17 protein-coding genes are annotated in these 13,653 nt (G+C 66.2%); 5 read left to right on the top strand and 12 right to left on the bottom strand.

The genetic code is table 11. The annotated features are described in order from the left end of the window. Window positions 1-16: 16 nt before the first annotated feature. From HSRCO_RS02660 to HSRCO_RS02610, 11 genes are all read right to left on the bottom strand, one after another. Window positions 17-382, bottom strand: coding sequence for a DUF5518 domain-containing protein (locus tag HSRCO_RS02660; RefSeq protein WP_259518853.1), 366 nt, complete (start codon window positions 380-382; stop codon window positions 17-19). Window positions 383-438: 56 nt separating this feature from the next. Next, the gene (locus HSRCO_RS02655) at window positions 439-888 is read right to left on the bottom strand and encodes a universal stress protein (protein WP_259518852.1); all 450 of its coding nucleotides are present in this window, start codon (window positions 886-888) and stop codon (window positions 439-441) included. Window positions 889-956: 68 nt separating this feature from the next. Continuing rightward, window positions 957-1,718, bottom strand: coding sequence for a ZIP family metal transporter (locus HSRCO_RS02650; protein WP_259518851.1), 762 nt, complete (start codon window positions 1,716-1,718; stop codon window positions 957-959). A gap of 125 nt (window positions 1,719-1,843) precedes the next feature. After that, complete coding sequence (locus tag HSRCO_RS02645) at window positions 1,844-2,044, bottom strand: ferredoxin (RefSeq protein ID WP_259518850.1); 201 nt, start codon at window positions 2,042-2,044, stop codon at window positions 1,844-1,846. 114 nt (window positions 2,045-2,158) lie between these two features. Further along, window positions 2,159-2,587, bottom strand: coding sequence for a GtrA family protein (locus tag HSRCO_RS02640; RefSeq protein WP_259518849.1), 429 nt, complete (start codon window positions 2,585-2,587; stop codon window positions 2,159-2,161). A 25-nt stretch (window positions 2,588-2,612) separates the two neighbouring features. Further along, window positions 2,613-2,864 carry a hypothetical protein gene (locus HSRCO_RS02635; protein WP_259518848.1) on the bottom strand — a complete coding sequence of 84 codons (252 nt, stop codon included), beginning with the start codon at window positions 2,862-2,864 and terminating at the stop codon, window positions 2,613-2,615. 196 nt (window positions 2,865-3,060) lie between these two features. Beyond that, window positions 3,061-3,813, bottom strand: a complete 753-nt coding sequence (locus HSRCO_RS02630) for an energy-coupling factor transporter transmembrane component T (protein WP_259518847.1) — start codon at window positions 3,811-3,813, stop codon at window positions 3,061-3,063. 3 nt (window positions 3,814-3,816) lie between these two features. Next, window positions 3,817-4,575 carry an energy-coupling factor ABC transporter ATP-binding protein gene (locus HSRCO_RS02625; protein WP_259518846.1) on the bottom strand — a complete coding sequence of 253 codons (759 nt, stop codon included), beginning with the start codon at window positions 4,573-4,575 and terminating at the stop codon, window positions 3,817-3,819. Next, complete coding sequence (locus tag HSRCO_RS02620) at window positions 4,572-5,336, bottom strand: energy-coupling factor ABC transporter ATP-binding protein (RefSeq protein ID WP_259518845.1); 765 nt, start codon at window positions 5,334-5,336, stop codon at window positions 4,572-4,574. The genes HSRCO_RS02625 and HSRCO_RS02620 overlap by 4 nt, the downstream gene beginning before the upstream one ends. After that, a complete protein-coding gene (locus HSRCO_RS02615) occupies window positions 5,333-5,836 on the bottom strand; it encodes an ECF transporter S component (RefSeq protein WP_259518844.1) in 504 nt (167 codons plus the stop codon). Before HSRCO_RS02615 ends, HSRCO_RS02620 begins: the two co-directional genes overlap by 4 nt. A 77-nt stretch (window positions 5,837-5,913) precedes the next feature. Beyond that, entirely contained in the window at window positions 5,914-7,515 is a 1,602-nt protein-coding gene (locus tag HSRCO_RS02610; RefSeq protein ID WP_259518843.1) for an aldehyde dehydrogenase family protein, read from the bottom strand. A 78-nt stretch (window positions 7,516-7,593) separates the two neighbouring features. Between HSRCO_RS02610 and HSRCO_RS02605 the strand changes: the two genes are divergently transcribed. Next, entirely contained in the window at window positions 7,594-8,967 is a 1,374-nt protein-coding gene (locus HSRCO_RS02605; protein ID WP_259518842.1) for a nicotinate phosphoribosyltransferase, read from the top strand. Between the two features lie 25 nt (window positions 8,968-8,992). On the opposite strand, the gene HSRCO_RS02600 is transcribed toward HSRCO_RS02605, so the two are convergent. Further along, window positions 8,993-9,835 (bottom strand): deoxyribonuclease IV, encoded by an 843-nt coding sequence (locus tag HSRCO_RS02600; protein ID WP_259518841.1) that lies wholly within the window; start codon window positions 9,833-9,835, stop codon window positions 8,993-8,995. 145 nt (window positions 9,836-9,980) lie between these two features. Between HSRCO_RS02600 and HSRCO_RS02595 the strand changes: the two genes are divergently transcribed. From HSRCO_RS02595 to HSRCO_RS02580, 4 genes are all read left to right on the top strand, one after another. Continuing rightward, window positions 9,981-10,685, top strand: coding sequence for a hypothetical protein (locus HSRCO_RS02595; protein ID WP_259518840.1), 705 nt, complete (start codon window positions 9,981-9,983; stop codon window positions 10,683-10,685). A gap of 203 nt (window positions 10,686-10,888) precedes the next feature. Next, window positions 10,889-11,902: a hypothetical protein gene (locus HSRCO_RS02590; RefSeq protein ID WP_259518839.1), complete on the top strand. Its 1,014-nt coding sequence runs from the start codon at window positions 10,889-10,891 to the stop codon at window positions 11,900-11,902. 90 nt (window positions 11,903-11,992) lie between these two features. Continuing rightward, entirely contained in the window at window positions 11,993-12,508 is a 516-nt protein-coding gene (locus HSRCO_RS02585) for a CoxG family protein (RefSeq protein WP_259518838.1), read from the top strand. A gap of 36 nt (window positions 12,509-12,544) precedes the next feature. Next, a complete protein-coding gene (locus HSRCO_RS02580) occupies window positions 12,545-13,522 on the top strand; it encodes a 4,5-dihydroxyphthalate decarboxylase (RefSeq protein ID WP_259518837.1) in 978 nt (325 codons plus the stop codon). Window positions 13,523-13,653 lie beyond the last annotated feature (131 nt).

Here is a 13,653-nt window from a genome sequence, read left to right as displayed (position 1 = left end):
CCGAGACGACTGATTCTCAGGCCGATTTGATTGCCGCGCCCACGAGGCCGCCGATGGCGCTGTCCAGGGCGAACAGGACCGCGACCGCGAGCGCGACGAGGAACGTCGCACCGCCCAGGAGCGGGCCGAGTGGACCGGCGCCGATGCTGCCCACGAGCGTGACCGCGATTGCCAGGAACACCGAGATCACGATGCCGCCCAGGGCCCCTGCCAGGAGCCCGTGCCAGGCCCCCGTCCCGAGCGACCCGCCGGCGATGTATCCAGCGACGAACCCGCCGATGAGACCCGCGGCCGCGTGGCCGATACCGGGGGCGACCGTGGCGAGGAGGCCGAGGAGGACCTCGACGCCGAAGCCGATGAGGACTGCACGCCAGTTTGTCATACGACGGAATTCGCGCTCACGGCCGAAAAGCCCGCCGCATCGGCGCCACTGGACGCTCAGTGCACGACCGTGACCGGCACCGTCGCCCGCTCGACGACGGTCTTGGCGACGCTCCCGAGCAGCCCCTCCAGCCGGTCCGACATCCCCCGATGGCCGATGTAGATACCGTCCACGTCGTGGTCCTCGGCATACGTCACGATCTGTTCTGCGGGGGGACCGTAGAGGAGGTCGGCGTCCACGTCGACGCCGTGATCGGTTGCCACGTCCATGGCCTCCTCCAGGATCTCCGCGCCACGATCCTCGGCGGACTCGACGCTCTCGACGAGCAATCGATCGTCGGCGTCGCCGGGGCCCGCGAGGGGCTCCATGCCCCCGATCTCGTAGACGTCGGGGTTGACCGCGTGGACGAGGGTGATGGACGCACCGACCGGTTCGGCCACCTCGATGGCCCGTTCGAGCGCCTCCACCGACTCCTCTGACCCGTCGACGGCAACAAGGTACTGCATACGAGAACCTTCGGCCCGGAGCCGCTTAAATGTCAACGGCGGGATGTCACCTGGTCGGGTGGTGTCGGTCATCCGACCGAGTGGCGGAGAAGTTTGATCCCGAGCATGAGCGCGATACCGAGGACGAAGACGGCGAAGTACAGGGCGGCCTTGCCAGTGTCCTCCTCGTGTTTGATCTCCGGGATCAGGTCCGAACTCGCGATGTAAATGAAGTTCCCCGAGGCGAACGCCAGCAGGATGGGGGCCACGTCGGTGACGATGCCACCGAGGACGAATCCCACGACGCCACCGACGACGACACTGACCTGAGAGAGGTAGTTCAACACGAGCGCCCGAACGCGTCCGAATCCACCGTAGACGAGCACGCCGAAGTCGCCGATCTCCTGGGGAATCTCGTGGAGCGCGATGGCCGCGGTCGTCACGAGCCCGAGAGGGACGTCCACGAGGAACGCACCGGCGATGACGAGACCGTCGATGAAGTTGTGCAGGGTATCCGAGACCAGGACCAGGTAGGAGAACGGTTCGTGGTCGTGAGTCGTCCCGTGGTGGTGGTGCCAGTGGATGAACTGCTCGAGGACGTAGAACAGACAGAAGCCGCCGATGACCCAGAGAAACAGCGGGAGCAGCGACGCCTCCGGCCCGACCTCCTCGATGGCTCGGGGCAGGAGGTGCAAGAAGGCGCCGCCGATGAGACTCCCCGCCGCGAGCGCGACCAGAACGAGAAGGAGGCGGTCGAGCAGTGACTCGCGAACGAACAGCACGAGGACGCCGACCCAGGCCGTGAGACTGATACCGATCGTGGTGAGGAGAATCCAGGCCAGCGTGTTCATACCGTTATTGTCGATACGCTGTCATCCGATGTGAAGGTTTGCCTCCAGGGAGCCCCAGGACTGCTGGAGGTGAAGAACGCGGACAGCAGATGCCGACAGGCTGCCCGCTCGAGACGAACTGACGATTATTCGTCGATGGAGATGGCGTCGACGGGGCACGCGGCCGCGGCTTCGCGGGCCATCTCGAGGTCCGCGCCCTCGACCTCTTCCATGCCGTCGACGACGTATGCCTTGCCGTCGGCACCCATCTCGAAGACGTCCGGGGCCGTGGCCGCACACACTTGATCGGAGATACACGTATCCTGGTCGACTTCGACGTGAGCCATTGCAGTTCGTCGTTTTCGAACGATCACACATAAGGGGAACTATTCGCCGGTACTCCTGTACACTGGTAGCACGTGACGAGCCGGTGGGTCGGCGACGATCGGCCCGAGGACCGGTCAAGTCCCGCCCCACGTCCACCGTGCATCGAAGACGAACCGATAGATGCCGGTGAGGATGATAGCGATGGCGTTCGCGTACAGATACGGGACTGACCCCCAGGAGACCAGCGCGAAGAGGATGGCGAGCTGGATGGGGATGGCGCTGCCCCGGACGACGTTCGTCTTGACGAGCCCCGAGAGGAAGTCGGTGCGGCCGACGTTCTTCATCGCGGCGAAGGTCCAGCGGTTGTTGAGGACGTACTGAAGGAGGATGGTGATCTCGATGGAGATGGCCGCCGCGAGGAGGTAGTTCAGGCCCCCGTACTCGACGAACAACCACAGGAACACCAGCTGGACGCCGGACGCGACCGTCCCGACGACGACGAACTTCCTGAGTTGCGGGGCGATGGGGCCCTCGACCAGATTGCGGAGATAGGACCGTATCACGTTTACGTCACCCCACGTTTCGCGATTACGCCGAACCGTTCCCGACGGCACGAATCCGCGGCACCACTCGGCCATAGCCGACCAGATACAGGCCGACGAACAACGCCACGCCGCCCATCCAGACCTCCCACAGACCGATAGCCGCCTGTCCGGCGACCAGGTTCTGGACGCCTGCCCACTCGGCGAGCAGGCCCGCGACCGTGAGTGCACCCGACGCGAGGAGCGAGACGAACGCATCGAAGATGGCGAGGAGGTGCGAGGAGAGGTGGCCGTTCATGGCACGGTTGAGGGGGAAGCCACCCAAATCTCTTACGAACTGCCGATACCCTCGATATAGACTGTTTCAGGGCGTCGTTCATGGAACGAGTTGTCCGAGCCCGAGGTGGTTCGAGATAGTCCCCGTGTCCCCATAAACATTCGTTCGCTGATATGACTGGTCGCGTGGGAGTCGTCCCTGGTCGCGGCGCCGACCGTCAGGAGACGGTCGTCACGAACAGCCCCACCAGGACGACGCCGATGGCGAGCAGATACACGAGATAATCCGCCGAGCCGTGCTCCACGGAGACGAGCGACGTCCGACGGTCGATGCGGTCGAATCCTCTGGCAGTCAGGGCGTCGGAGAGTTCGTAGCCGTACCGGATGATAGCCGAGAGGAAGGGGACGAACATCGGGATACGGTCTCGCGCGTCGTCGACGACGCCACCGTCGAGGGTCAACCCCCGCGAGCGCTGGGCCTCCTCGATGACGGTGAACCGGTGACGCATCGTCGGCACCAGTCGCATCGAGAGCGAGAGCAGGAAGGCCATCGACCAGGGGACCCCGAGATGGACGAGGCCAGCTTCGAACCGCTCGGCGTCCGTCGTGGCGGCGAACCAGGCCGCGACCCCCGCGATGACGAGGAGCCGCAATGCGATGAGACCGGACGTCGCCACCCCGCCCGTGGTGACCCCGACCGTATAGCCGGCGACGGGCACGGTCCAGATGGACTCGCCCCCGGCGTAGAAGAGCGTGTTCAACACGAGCAACACGGGGAGCAAGTAGAGGATCGGGCCGATGGACCGGACCCACGCCACCGGGCCGTATCCCCGACCGAGCGCGACGAAGCCGAGGACGAACGCCAGCAGGCCCACGAGCGGGAGCCAGGTCCTCGCCGCCACCGCGACGACGATGACGGCCATCGTCAGCGCGAGTTTCGAGCGCGGGTCGAGTGCGTCGTGGGCGAACATCGGTCAGTCCTCCCGCTCCTCGGCGTCGAGTCGCGCTGCGGCCGCCGTGACCGTCAGCGCTGGATCGTCCCATCCGCGACCCCGTGCGAATCGAATCGCGCCAGGGGGCCGGATGCCGACGGCCTCGAAGTCGAAGGCGGGATCGGCGAGGATGTCGGACACGGCCCCGGTCTGAGCGATCCGTCCGTCATCGACGATGGCGACGCGGTCCGCGTGGTGCATCGCGAAATCAGCGTCGTGAGTCGCCAGGACGACCGTCCTGTCGAGGCGACCGATCGAATTGCCCAGGGCGTCGACGTGGTGGGAATCGAGCCCGCTCGTCGGTTCGTCGAGGGCGACGACGGCCGGGTTCCCGGCGAGGACGGCGGCCAGCGAGACCCGGCGCTTCTCGCCCGCCGAAAGGGTCTGTGGAACCCGCTCGCGGAGGGGTTCGACGTCCATCTCGGCGAGCGCAGCCTCGACACGGGTCGCGACGTCGAGTTCACGATTCTTCGGAAAGAACGCCACCTCCTTCGCGACCGATTCGGCGAAGAGACCGTCGTCGGGATTCTCGGGGGCGAAGCCCACGGCGTCACCCGCGATGTCGACGGCGCCGGCGTCGGGTTCGTACAGCCCCGCGATGCACTTCAACAGCGTCGTCTTCCCCGCACCGTTCGGCCCCATCAGCGCGAGGGTCTCGTCGTCGCCGACGTGCAGGTCGATCCCGTCGAGTGCAGGCGGCCCGTCGTCGTACGAGAAGACGAGCTTCCGGACGTCGATCATCGGTCCCTCGCGGATACTGTCGAAAGCGGAAGGCGTTCGGGCGATTGGCCCCGTTCGAGACCGACCCGGGTCGCGAAGGGGAGGGTGATCCCCAGGTCGGCCAGCCGCGCCAACTGTGTCGACGGCGACCCACCAGAGGTCACGCGCCCCTCTTCGAGGACGAGCACCCGGTCGGCGAGCGGGAGGACGTCGCGAAGGTCGTGTTCGGTCACGAGCAGCGTACTGCCGTGGTCTCGCAGGGTCTCGATGGCGTCGAGCACGAGTCTCCGGTTTCGGTCATCGAGCGGGGCCAGGGGCTCGTCGAGCACGACGAGGTCGGGTTCCGTGACGAGCGCACCCAGCAGGGCCACGACCGCAGTCTCGCCCCGTGACAGAGCGTCGACCTCGCGGTCGAGAAAGGGTGTCGCGTCGAGTCGCTCGGCCCACTGTTCGATACGGCGTTCCATCTCGTCCCGAGGGACGCCCTGGTTCTCGAGGTCGAAGGCGACGTCGTGGCGGACCGAACGGCGGACGAGCTGGGTGCGCGGGTTCTGGAAGAGAAACCCCACGTTTTCGGGACCGGACACCGTGCCCGCCGTTTCGATGTTGGGACGGCTATCGAGCAACCCGCCGATTGCCTTCGTCAGGGTCGTCTTCCCGCTGCCGGAACGGCCGGCCACCACGACCATCTCGTCGCGCTCGACCGAGAGGTCGACGCCATCGAGCAGCACGGCGCCGGTGGTCGTGCGGACCGAGAGAGCATCGGTGGCCAACAGGCTCATTGGAGTTCGGGGAGACGCGACTGAAGCGCCTGCGAGAGCGGCAGGGCGATGAGCAGCCCGACCACGGCCTGGAGGATGTCGATGGGGAGTTCCTGGAAGATAGCCGCCGGAATCCCCTCGAAGTAGGCGCGTGCCAACACGTACGCGACGATCATGAAGGGGGCGCCAGCTGCAACCGCGATCACCTTGCTCCGTGTCGACGCGCCGGCGAGGCGGCCCACCACGAAGCCCTCGGTCCCCTTCGCGACCAGGGTGATGGGAGCGTACATCGCGTAACCGAGGATGACGTCGGCCGCCGCGGCGCCGATGCCCCCGCCCAGCGCGCCCACGAGGTCCCCGAAGAGGAAAGCAGCAGTGTAGATGACGATCTCGCCGAAATTGAGGTAGCCGATCCCGACCGGAATCGATACCGCCATCGTGGCGACCGCAACGGCGGCGGCGACCACGGCACTCATCGCGACCACGGTTGCGTCGAGTCTGGGTCCGTCAGCGTTCGTCATTCGGCACTATATTGTGCCCCCCGGATACACTAGGTTTCGAAATCGGCACCGTTTGTCCGCGTCGAGCGAGCGCCGTGCTACGCTGTCGGGTCGCCGACGTCACCGACGACGGTCCGGGTCTGTTCACGCATGAACTGCGGCAGGTACCAGTAGCCGCCGGCGAACTTCCCGGTCGTGCCGGAGAACTTCCAGCCACCGAACGGCTGGGCCTGGACGAGTGCACCCGTCGTCGCGCTCTGCGACCGATTGACGTAGCACATGCCGGCCTCGATGCCGTCGAACCAGTCCTCGACCTCGCTCCCGTCCTCCGAGAACAATCCGGCACAGAGGCCGTAGTCGCTGTCGTTGGACTTCTCGAGGGCCTCCTCGAAGTCGGAGACCTCGTGGACGGTGACGAAAGGGAGGAAATGTTCCTCCCGGGCCAGTTCGTGCTCGTGTGGGACGTCGGTCACGACGGTCGGTTCGACGTAACGACCGTCGGGGAGATCCTCGCGTTCGACCTCGGTTCCACCGGTGCGGACGGTTCCGACCGATCGCGCTTGGTCCGTGATCTCCCGGTATCGCTCGAGGGCGCCGTCGTCGATGATCGGCGAGACGTCCGTCTCGCGGTCCCGGGGCCGGCCGATCTCGAGGTCCTCGGTCGCCTCGACGAGGGCCGTTACGAACCGGTCGTACAGCGACGCGTCGACGTAGACGCGCGAGGTCGCCGAACACTTCTGGCCGCTGAAGGAGAAGGCACCCCACAGCACCCCCGAGACCGCCTTCTCGAGGTCGGCGTTCTCGCTCACGATCACCGGGTTCTTCCCGCCGAGTTCGGCGATGACGGGGCCCCGCTTGCCCAACTCGAAGAACGTCTCCTGGATCCCCAGGCCGACCGCACGCGACCCGGTGAAGGCGACGCCAGCGACGTCTTCGTGCTCGACGAGTGGCTGGCCGACGTCGCGACCACCGCCGGTGACGAGGTTGACGACGCCGTCCGGAATACCGGCCTCTTCCAGGATGTCCACGAACTGATGGGCGATGAGCGGGGTGGTGCTCGCCGGCTTGACGACGACGGTGTTCCCCGCGAGCAACGCCCCGGAGGTCATGCCCGTCAGGATGGCCAGCGGGAAGTTGAACGGAGAGACCACGGCGAAGACGCCGTACGGGACGAGTCGGTTGCCGGTGTGCTGGTCCGGCGTCGGTTCGCCGGTGTCGTAGACGTAGCCCTCGTTGCGCTCGAGTTCGCGGCTGTAAAAGCGGAGGAAGTCGATAGCCTCGTCGACGTCAGCGAGGGCCTCGGTCCGGTTTTTACCGTTCTCTACCGTCATCGTCGCCGCGAGGTCGTACTTCCGGTCGCGCATGATCCCCGCAGCGGACCGGAAGATCTCCACGCGGCGCTCCCAGTCCCCGCGCCAGTCGTCGAAGGCAGCGCTCGCGGCGTCGACGGCCGATTCGACCGCGTCGGCGTCGCCGGCAGCGAACTCGCCGACGAGCTCGTCGTGGTCGCCGGGGCTGGTGACGGTGAACGTCTTTTCGCGCTCGACCGCCTCGCCACCGATGCGGAGCGGGTGGCTGTCACCGAGGTCGTACAGAAGCGACTCGACGGCGGATTCGTACCGGTCGTGGACCGACTCCTCGGCACCCTCGGCGCGGTGCGTCTGGAACGTGAGTTCGTTCTCGAAGGGGGCGGGCTCCATGCTACCACGGACGGTCGCCAGGCGGTTATACGTTGGTAAATGGGTAGAATTACAACATTTCTTCGAGACGTGTACCATATGGTAACGACGCCCACGTTCGGTCACCTTACGGACGAAACACTGGCACTGTTCACCGACCGCTACGAGATCCGGATGATGGAGGGGTACCTGGCCGCCGATCACACCCCCGAGGCGACGTTCAGCCTGTTCTTCCGGACCCTCCCACCGAACCGGGGGTACGTCGTCGCCGCCGGTCTCGAACAGGTCGTCGCGTATCTCGAGACGCTGTCGTTCGAGGAACGGGCGCTGTCCTATCTCGCCGACCTGGACGTCAGCGACGACCTCCTCGAGTTCCTCGCCGATTTCTCGTTCTCCGGCGAGGTCCGAGCGGTCCCCGAGGGAACTGTCGTCTTCCCCAACGAGCCACTGCTGGAGGTGACCGCTCCCATCGAGGAGGCACAACTCTTCGAGACCGTCGTCATCAACCAGATCGCCTACCAGAGTCTCATCGCGACGAAGGCCGCTCGCATGCGCGACGTCGTCGACCGAGAGGGAGAGGATCAGTCGCTCGTCGACTTCGGTTCCCGACGCGCTCACGGGACCGACGCCGGGATGAAAGCCGGGCGGGCGGCCTACCTCGGCGGCTTCGACGGTACCTCGAATCTCGCCGCCGGCGAGGCCTTCGACGTCCCGGTGTACGGGACGATGGCGCATTCCTGGGTCCAGAGCTTTCCGACGGAGGACGAGTCATTCGAGGCCTTCGTCGAGGTCGTCGGCGACGACGCCGTCCTCCTCGTCGACACGTACGACACGGTCAACGGGACGAAGACGGCGGTCACCGTCGCCGAGGAAGCCGGGGTCGACCTCGACGGCGTCCGCCTCGATTCCGGTGACCTCGCCGCGCTGTCGAAGGAGGTCGCCCCCATCGTCGGCGACACGGACGTCTTCATCTCATCGGGCATGGACGAGTACGCCATCGCCGAGTTCTTCGAGGACGGCGGCATCGGCGACGGCTTCGGTCCGGGGACCGCGCTCGTGACGAGTACCGACGCGCCGAAACTGGAGGGGGTGTACAAACTCGTCGCCGTCGAGGAGAACGGAGAGATCGTCCCATCGATGAAGCTCTCCACGGGGAAGGTGTCCTACCCCGGACAGAAGAGCGTGCGCCGCGTCGAATCCGACGACGGGTTCGAGCGAGACGTGCTCGCCGCTCGCGGGGAGCCGGGACCGGGCGAGGAGCAACTCGTCACCGTGTTCGAGGACGGCGAGCGTGTCCACTCGCTCCCGGACCTTGACGAAATCCGGGCACGCCGGGCCGAGCAGGTCGCGGCGCTGCCGCTGGGGGTCCGGGCGCTCAGGGACCCGACCGAGTACCCCGTCGCGGTGAGCGACGGGCTCGCGGAGACGACCGAATCGCTCAGGGCCGACCTGGAGGACCGCTATCTCCGGTAGGACGGCCCAACGGACGGTCGGCCGCTCACTCCTCGTCGCGGAGTTCGCGGGCCTTCTCGACGTTCCACGCGTACCCCTTCTCGTCCTCGGGCGTCTCGAGGACCATCGGTTTCTCGCGGAGCGCCGCGTGGTTGATGAACCGCCGGAAGCCCTCCTCGCCGATCTCGCCCTCGCCGAGGTGCTCGTGTTCGTCCTTCTCCGAACCGAGCGGGTGTTTGGAGTCGTTGAGGTGCAGGTAGTGGACGTTCTCGACGCCGATCGTCGCGTCGAGGTCCTCGATCATCTCGGCCATGCCGGCCTCGGTGGTGAAGTCGTAGCCGGCGGCGTAGAGGTGGCAGGTGTCCAGGCAGACGCCGAGGTCGTCGTAGTCGTGCGCGGAGACCGCGACCATCTGGTCCAGGTCCGCAAAGTGGGTGCCGACCGTCGTTCCCTTCCCCGCCGTGTTCTCCAGCAGGAGCGTGACGCCCGCCGGGACGTCGAGTTCGGAGAGTCGCTCGCCGACGTTCTGGATGCCGGTCTCCTCGCCGGCGCCGGTGTGGGCCCCGGGGTGAAAGACGTAGTAGGGAATGTCGAGCGCGGCGGCAGCGTCGAGTTCCGCCTGCACGGTATCGAGGGACTTCGCCGCGAGGTCGTCTTTCGGCGTCGCCAGGTTCACCAGGTACGTCCCGTGGACGATCCAGGGGCCGACGTCCTGCGCACCGGCGGCCTCGACGAAGGCATCGGCGTCGTCCTCGTCGACCTCGCTGACCGCCCAGCCACGGGGCGACCCGACGAATATCTGTCCACAGTTACCACCGACCTCCCGCTCGCGGTCGACCGCCTTCGCGACGCCCCCGCTGATCGAGACGTGGGCTCCGATTCGGAACATGGTCCGAAGTGTGACGCTCTCGTATATAAGAGTGGGCTCCAGGCCAGAACGGACGGGTGCGGCGATGGAGAAGCCGACTCCTTATAAATGACTGTATTTCTGAGGAACGAGTATACGGACTCCCGGACCCGATGAGCAGACGAGAATGAGTAACGAACACGAGCAGACGGCGGCAGATCGACCTTCGACCGAATCGGCGGATCGGGGTGCCAGGGACGAAGGGGCCGGGATGTCCCGTCGTCGAATGATGGCCGCAGGTGCCGCCGGCTGGGCGACCGTCGGCCTCGCGGGGTGTGCGTCGGTCAGCCCCGACTGCGATGCAGCAAACGACGGCGACGGAGCCGGTTCGAACGACGGATCGGATTCCGACGGCGGAGACGGTGACGACGGAGACGGTGATGGCGGCGACGGTGACGGTGGAGCGAACGTCACTGTGACCAGTCAGACGACGACCACCGAAGGCGACACCCCGACCGAAGACGGTGACGGGGGCGACGGCGGTGACGGGGCGACGACGACGGAGTGCGAACAGGCCAGCGTCTTCGCCCCCGGGATGGACGTCGGGTTCCTCGTCAGCGTCTACGACAACCTCACGGGAGACCTGCTGGACGACGAACGACTCTCGAAGGTCCAGATCAGCTTCCCGGAGACGGACCTCGATCCAATCGAACTCACGCCCTCCGGTCCCCACGAGCGACACGTCCGCGACAAGTGGGGCGGCAAGGCCAGTTTCGCCGCGGACGCCGAACCCGGGACCTACCGATACGAGATCGAAGTCGAGCGGGCGTCCGACAACGAGCCACGGGCGGTCGTCGTCGACGAACTGAAACTGGTCGAACCGCGGTACTGACCGACGGCGTTTCCGTTCAATCTTTCGTTATAAATTTACTGGTCACGCGGCGGGCGTCGTGCTCGTCCGAGCGGGGGATACTCGGTATCGATACAGCCCACACTGCGTCTGGGCATGAGAGGGCCTGACACGAGCCCCTATATAAACAACTGTATATCTTACAGGTGCTTTTAGTGTGCTATCCGCTCTGCCTTTGCTCGTAGATGAGTTCCGAGAAAATCGATTCAGAGGACGACACGGGCCCTGGAGCAAACACGACCCGACGCAAACTGATGGCTGCGGGTGCCGCGAGCTGGGCGACGGTCGGCCTCGCGGGCTGCTCCGGTAACGGCGGCGACCCGACGGAAGAACCGACCGACGAACCGACGACGGCCGAACCGCAGCCGGAGGACTTCGTCGTCACCGAGGACATGCAGACGGGCTCCGACGGCATCCCCGCGACCGCCGGCTTCGTCTCCGCGTGCTCGCCGACCCGCACCTTCTCCCCCGGCATGCTCGCGGTCTGGAACGTCGGTATCTACGACCCGGAGACGGGCGACGTCGTCGACGACGCGGAGATCGAGAGCGTGCAGGTGACGATGTCCAGCAGCGACGTCGCCGCAGCGGACGGTGAGAGCGTGGAGATCACCTGGGCGGGCGACGAAGACGAGAACCCACACGACTGGTGGAACGGCGCCTGGACGGTCCCGGAAGACGCCGCCGCGGGGACGGTCGAGTACACCGTCGAGATATCCACCACGGGTGCGGGGACGAACCTCGTCGGTGTCTCGGCAAACAGCTTCGAAATCGTCGAATTCCAGGACAACTACGTCGTCTCGGCGTACCCGAAATCCGTCTCGGACAACTCCACCGACGGCTATCAGAACGGCTGTGGCCCCGAGTGGCAGTTCGCCCCGGGGGAAACCGTCCACTTCGTCGCGGAGGTATTCAACCCGCGCGAGGGGGGGACCCACCTCGGTCCGGACAGTATCGAGAGCGCGACGCTCTCGTTCCCCGACGGCGAGTTCGACGACATCGAGATGGGGTGGCCGATCGAGGAAGATGCCGAAGACGTCGAGGAAGGAGACAGGGTCTGGGAGGCAGCACTCCAGCTCCCCGAGGACACCGAGGCCGGCTCCTACGACTTCGAGGTCACGGTCGAGCCCGCCGAGGGTGGAGCAGACGGCCTGCTCGAAACCACCAGCACCATCTCCAACTTCAACGTCATCGAAGTCTAAGCCCCCGAACTACCGGTTCACGCCACCCTCCACCGCCGCGCCGGTTCCCGCCGGTTCGCGTTGACCATCACTCGACATGGAACTACCAAAATGAGCGACGTCGACCCCACCACAGCGGATGACGCCAGCGACGATTTCGACGGCAAGCGACTCGAGTTCGCCGACACCGTCGCCATCGATACCACCAAGGACGCCCTCTGGGCGGCCATCTCGGACCCCGAGGTCCTGACGGTCGCCGTCCCGGGCGCCGAGAGCATCGAACGCGTCTCGAAGACCGAGTACACCGTCGACATCCGGATCGGCGTCAGCCACCTGAACGTCGCACTGGACGGCGACGTCGAGTTCGTCGAGATGAACGAACCCGACTGGATCGTCGCCAGCGGGTCGGCGTTCGACTCCACGACCGGCAGCGACTTCGACATCCTCGCCGCGATGGAGATGGCGGAGAACGGCGCGGGGACCGACCTCTCCTACACGGCCGAGGTCACCTACACGGGTGGGGTGGCCTCGCTCAGCCAGCGCCTCCTCCGCCCCATCGTCGAGAAGAACGTCAACGCGTACTTCGACAACATCCGTGACGAGGTCGAGTCGCGCGAGGCCGAGTAACGCACTCGACGTCGTGTTCCGCCCCGCACGCACGTCATGACACTCGACCTGACCTACGCCGGGTACGAGTACGAGTGGACCCGCCCACTCCGGGACGGCCGGGTCGCCCCACAGGGCGTCGACCTCACGACCGTCGACTACCCGAATCCCGAGCGATTCACCCGGATGGTCGACCTCGGGGAGTTCGACGCCTGCGAGCTCTCGACGGGAACCTATCTCGCCACGCGCGCGAGTCCGGACCGGTACCCGTTCACCGCCATCCCCGTCTTCCCCTACCGGAAACTCCGTCACTCCTACGTCTTCACCCGCCGAGACGGGGACGTCGAAACGGTGGACGACCTGAACGGGGGTCGCGTTGGCCTGATCAACTGGCAGACGACGACCGGCATCTGGCAACGTGGCATCCTCGCCGACCGCCACGGCCTCGACCTCGAATCCGTCGAGTGGGTCGTCGCTGGGACGGAGATCGTCGACGTCGACCCGGATGGCTACACCGTCACCGACCTGGACGGCGGAACCGGTTCGCCGGTTCCCGAACTCGCGGCCGGACTCGAATCGGACGATCTCGACGCGCTCTTCCTGCCGGTGGTGCCCGAATCCGACGGGGTAGTACGTCTGTTCGACGATGCGCTCGCGGTCGAGCGCGCCTACGTTCGCGAGACGGGCATCTTCCCGATCATGCACACCGTGGTGGTCCAGGATTCGCTGCTCGAGGCGAAGCCCTGGGTCGTCCAGAGCCTCTTCGACGCCTTCGAATCGGCGAAATCCCTCGCACTGAACGCACTCGAGGAGCCGCGCTGGATGCCCCTCGCACAGTCCCGGTTGCTCGTCGAACGCCAGCGCGAGTTCCTCGGCGAGGACCCCTGGCAGTACGGGCTCACCGACGGGAACCGACGCGTGCTCGACCAACTGCTCGAGTACGCGGTCGACCAGGGCGTGGCCGCCGAACGATACGACCTCGAGGAACTGTTCGCGACCGAGCACCTGAACGCCGACTGGTTCGGATCACCGTGACCGCGAACACCGACGCGGACGGAACCGAGACGGACCGTCGAACCAACGATTTGGCGCCAGAGGCCACCGAAAACACCAGTACTGGCGCCCGGTCGGGGCGTTTAGGTACCTCCACGGCGATTGCGGAGACG

Origin of the sequence: Halanaeroarchaeum sp. HSR-CO (assembly GCF_024972755.1) — an archaeon.
Lineage (GTDB): Archaea > Halobacteriota > Halobacteria > Halobacteriales > Halobacteriaceae > Halanaeroarchaeum.
The sequence above is the reverse complement of the archived record's forward strand: the minus strand, read 5'-3'. Positions and strand labels throughout refer to the sequence as shown.

What these genes read in the sequence shown, in the direction of transcription:
- HSRCO_RS02620 (WP_259518845.1), bottom strand. Translation starts at nt 5,336, where the DNA reads ATGAGCCTGTTGGCCACCGATGCTCTCTCGGTCCGCACGACCACCGGC.
- HSRCO_RS02605 (WP_259518842.1), top strand. Translation starts at nt 7,594, where the DNA reads ATGGTAACGACGCCCACGTTCGGTCACCTTACGGACGAAACACTGGCA.
- HSRCO_RS02625 (WP_259518846.1), bottom strand. Translation starts at nt 4,575, where the DNA reads ATGATCGACGTCCGGAAGCTCGTCTTCTCGTACGACGACGGGCCGCCT.
- HSRCO_RS02600 (WP_259518841.1), bottom strand. Translation starts at nt 9,835, where the DNA reads ATGTTCCGAATCGGAGCCCACGTCTCGATCAGCGGGGGCGTCGCGAAG.
- HSRCO_RS02590 (WP_259518839.1), top strand. Translation starts at nt 10,889, where the DNA reads ATGAGTTCCGAGAAAATCGATTCAGAGGACGACACGGGCCCTGGAGCA.
- HSRCO_RS02630 (WP_259518847.1), bottom strand. Translation starts at nt 3,813, where the DNA reads ATGTTCGCCCACGACGCACTCGACCCGCGCTCGAAACTCGCGCTGACG.
- HSRCO_RS02585 (WP_259518838.1), top strand. Translation starts at nt 11,993, where the DNA reads ATGAGCGACGTCGACCCCACCACAGCGGATGACGCCAGCGACGATTTC.
- HSRCO_RS02635 (WP_259518848.1), bottom strand. Translation starts at nt 2,864, where the DNA reads ATGAACGGCCACCTCTCCTCGCACCTCCTCGCCATCTTCGATGCGTTC.
- HSRCO_RS02615 (WP_259518844.1), bottom strand. Translation starts at nt 5,836, where the DNA reads ATGACGAACGCTGACGGACCCAGACTCGACGCAACCGTGGTCGCGATG.
- HSRCO_RS02610 (WP_259518843.1), bottom strand. Translation starts at nt 7,515, where the DNA reads ATGGAGCCCGCCCCCTTCGAGAACGAACTCACGTTCCAGACGCACCGC.
- HSRCO_RS02580 (WP_259518837.1), top strand. Translation starts at nt 12,545, where the DNA reads ATGACACTCGACCTGACCTACGCCGGGTACGAGTACGAGTGGACCCGC.
- HSRCO_RS02655 (WP_259518852.1), bottom strand. Translation starts at nt 888, where the DNA reads ATGCAGTACCTTGTTGCCGTCGACGGGTCAGAGGAGTCGGTGGAGGCG.
- HSRCO_RS02645 (WP_259518850.1), bottom strand. Translation starts at nt 2,044, where the DNA reads ATGGCTCACGTCGAAGTCGACCAGGATACGTGTATCTCCGATCAAGTG.
- HSRCO_RS02650 (WP_259518851.1), bottom strand. Translation starts at nt 1,718, where the DNA reads ATGAACACGCTGGCCTGGATTCTCCTCACCACGATCGGTATCAGTCTC.
- HSRCO_RS02595 (WP_259518840.1), top strand. Translation starts at nt 9,981, where the DNA reads ATGAGTAACGAACACGAGCAGACGGCGGCAGATCGACCTTCGACCGAA.
- HSRCO_RS02660 (WP_259518853.1), bottom strand. Translation starts at nt 382, where the DNA reads ATGACAAACTGGCGTGCAGTCCTCATCGGCTTCGGCGTCGAGGTCCTC.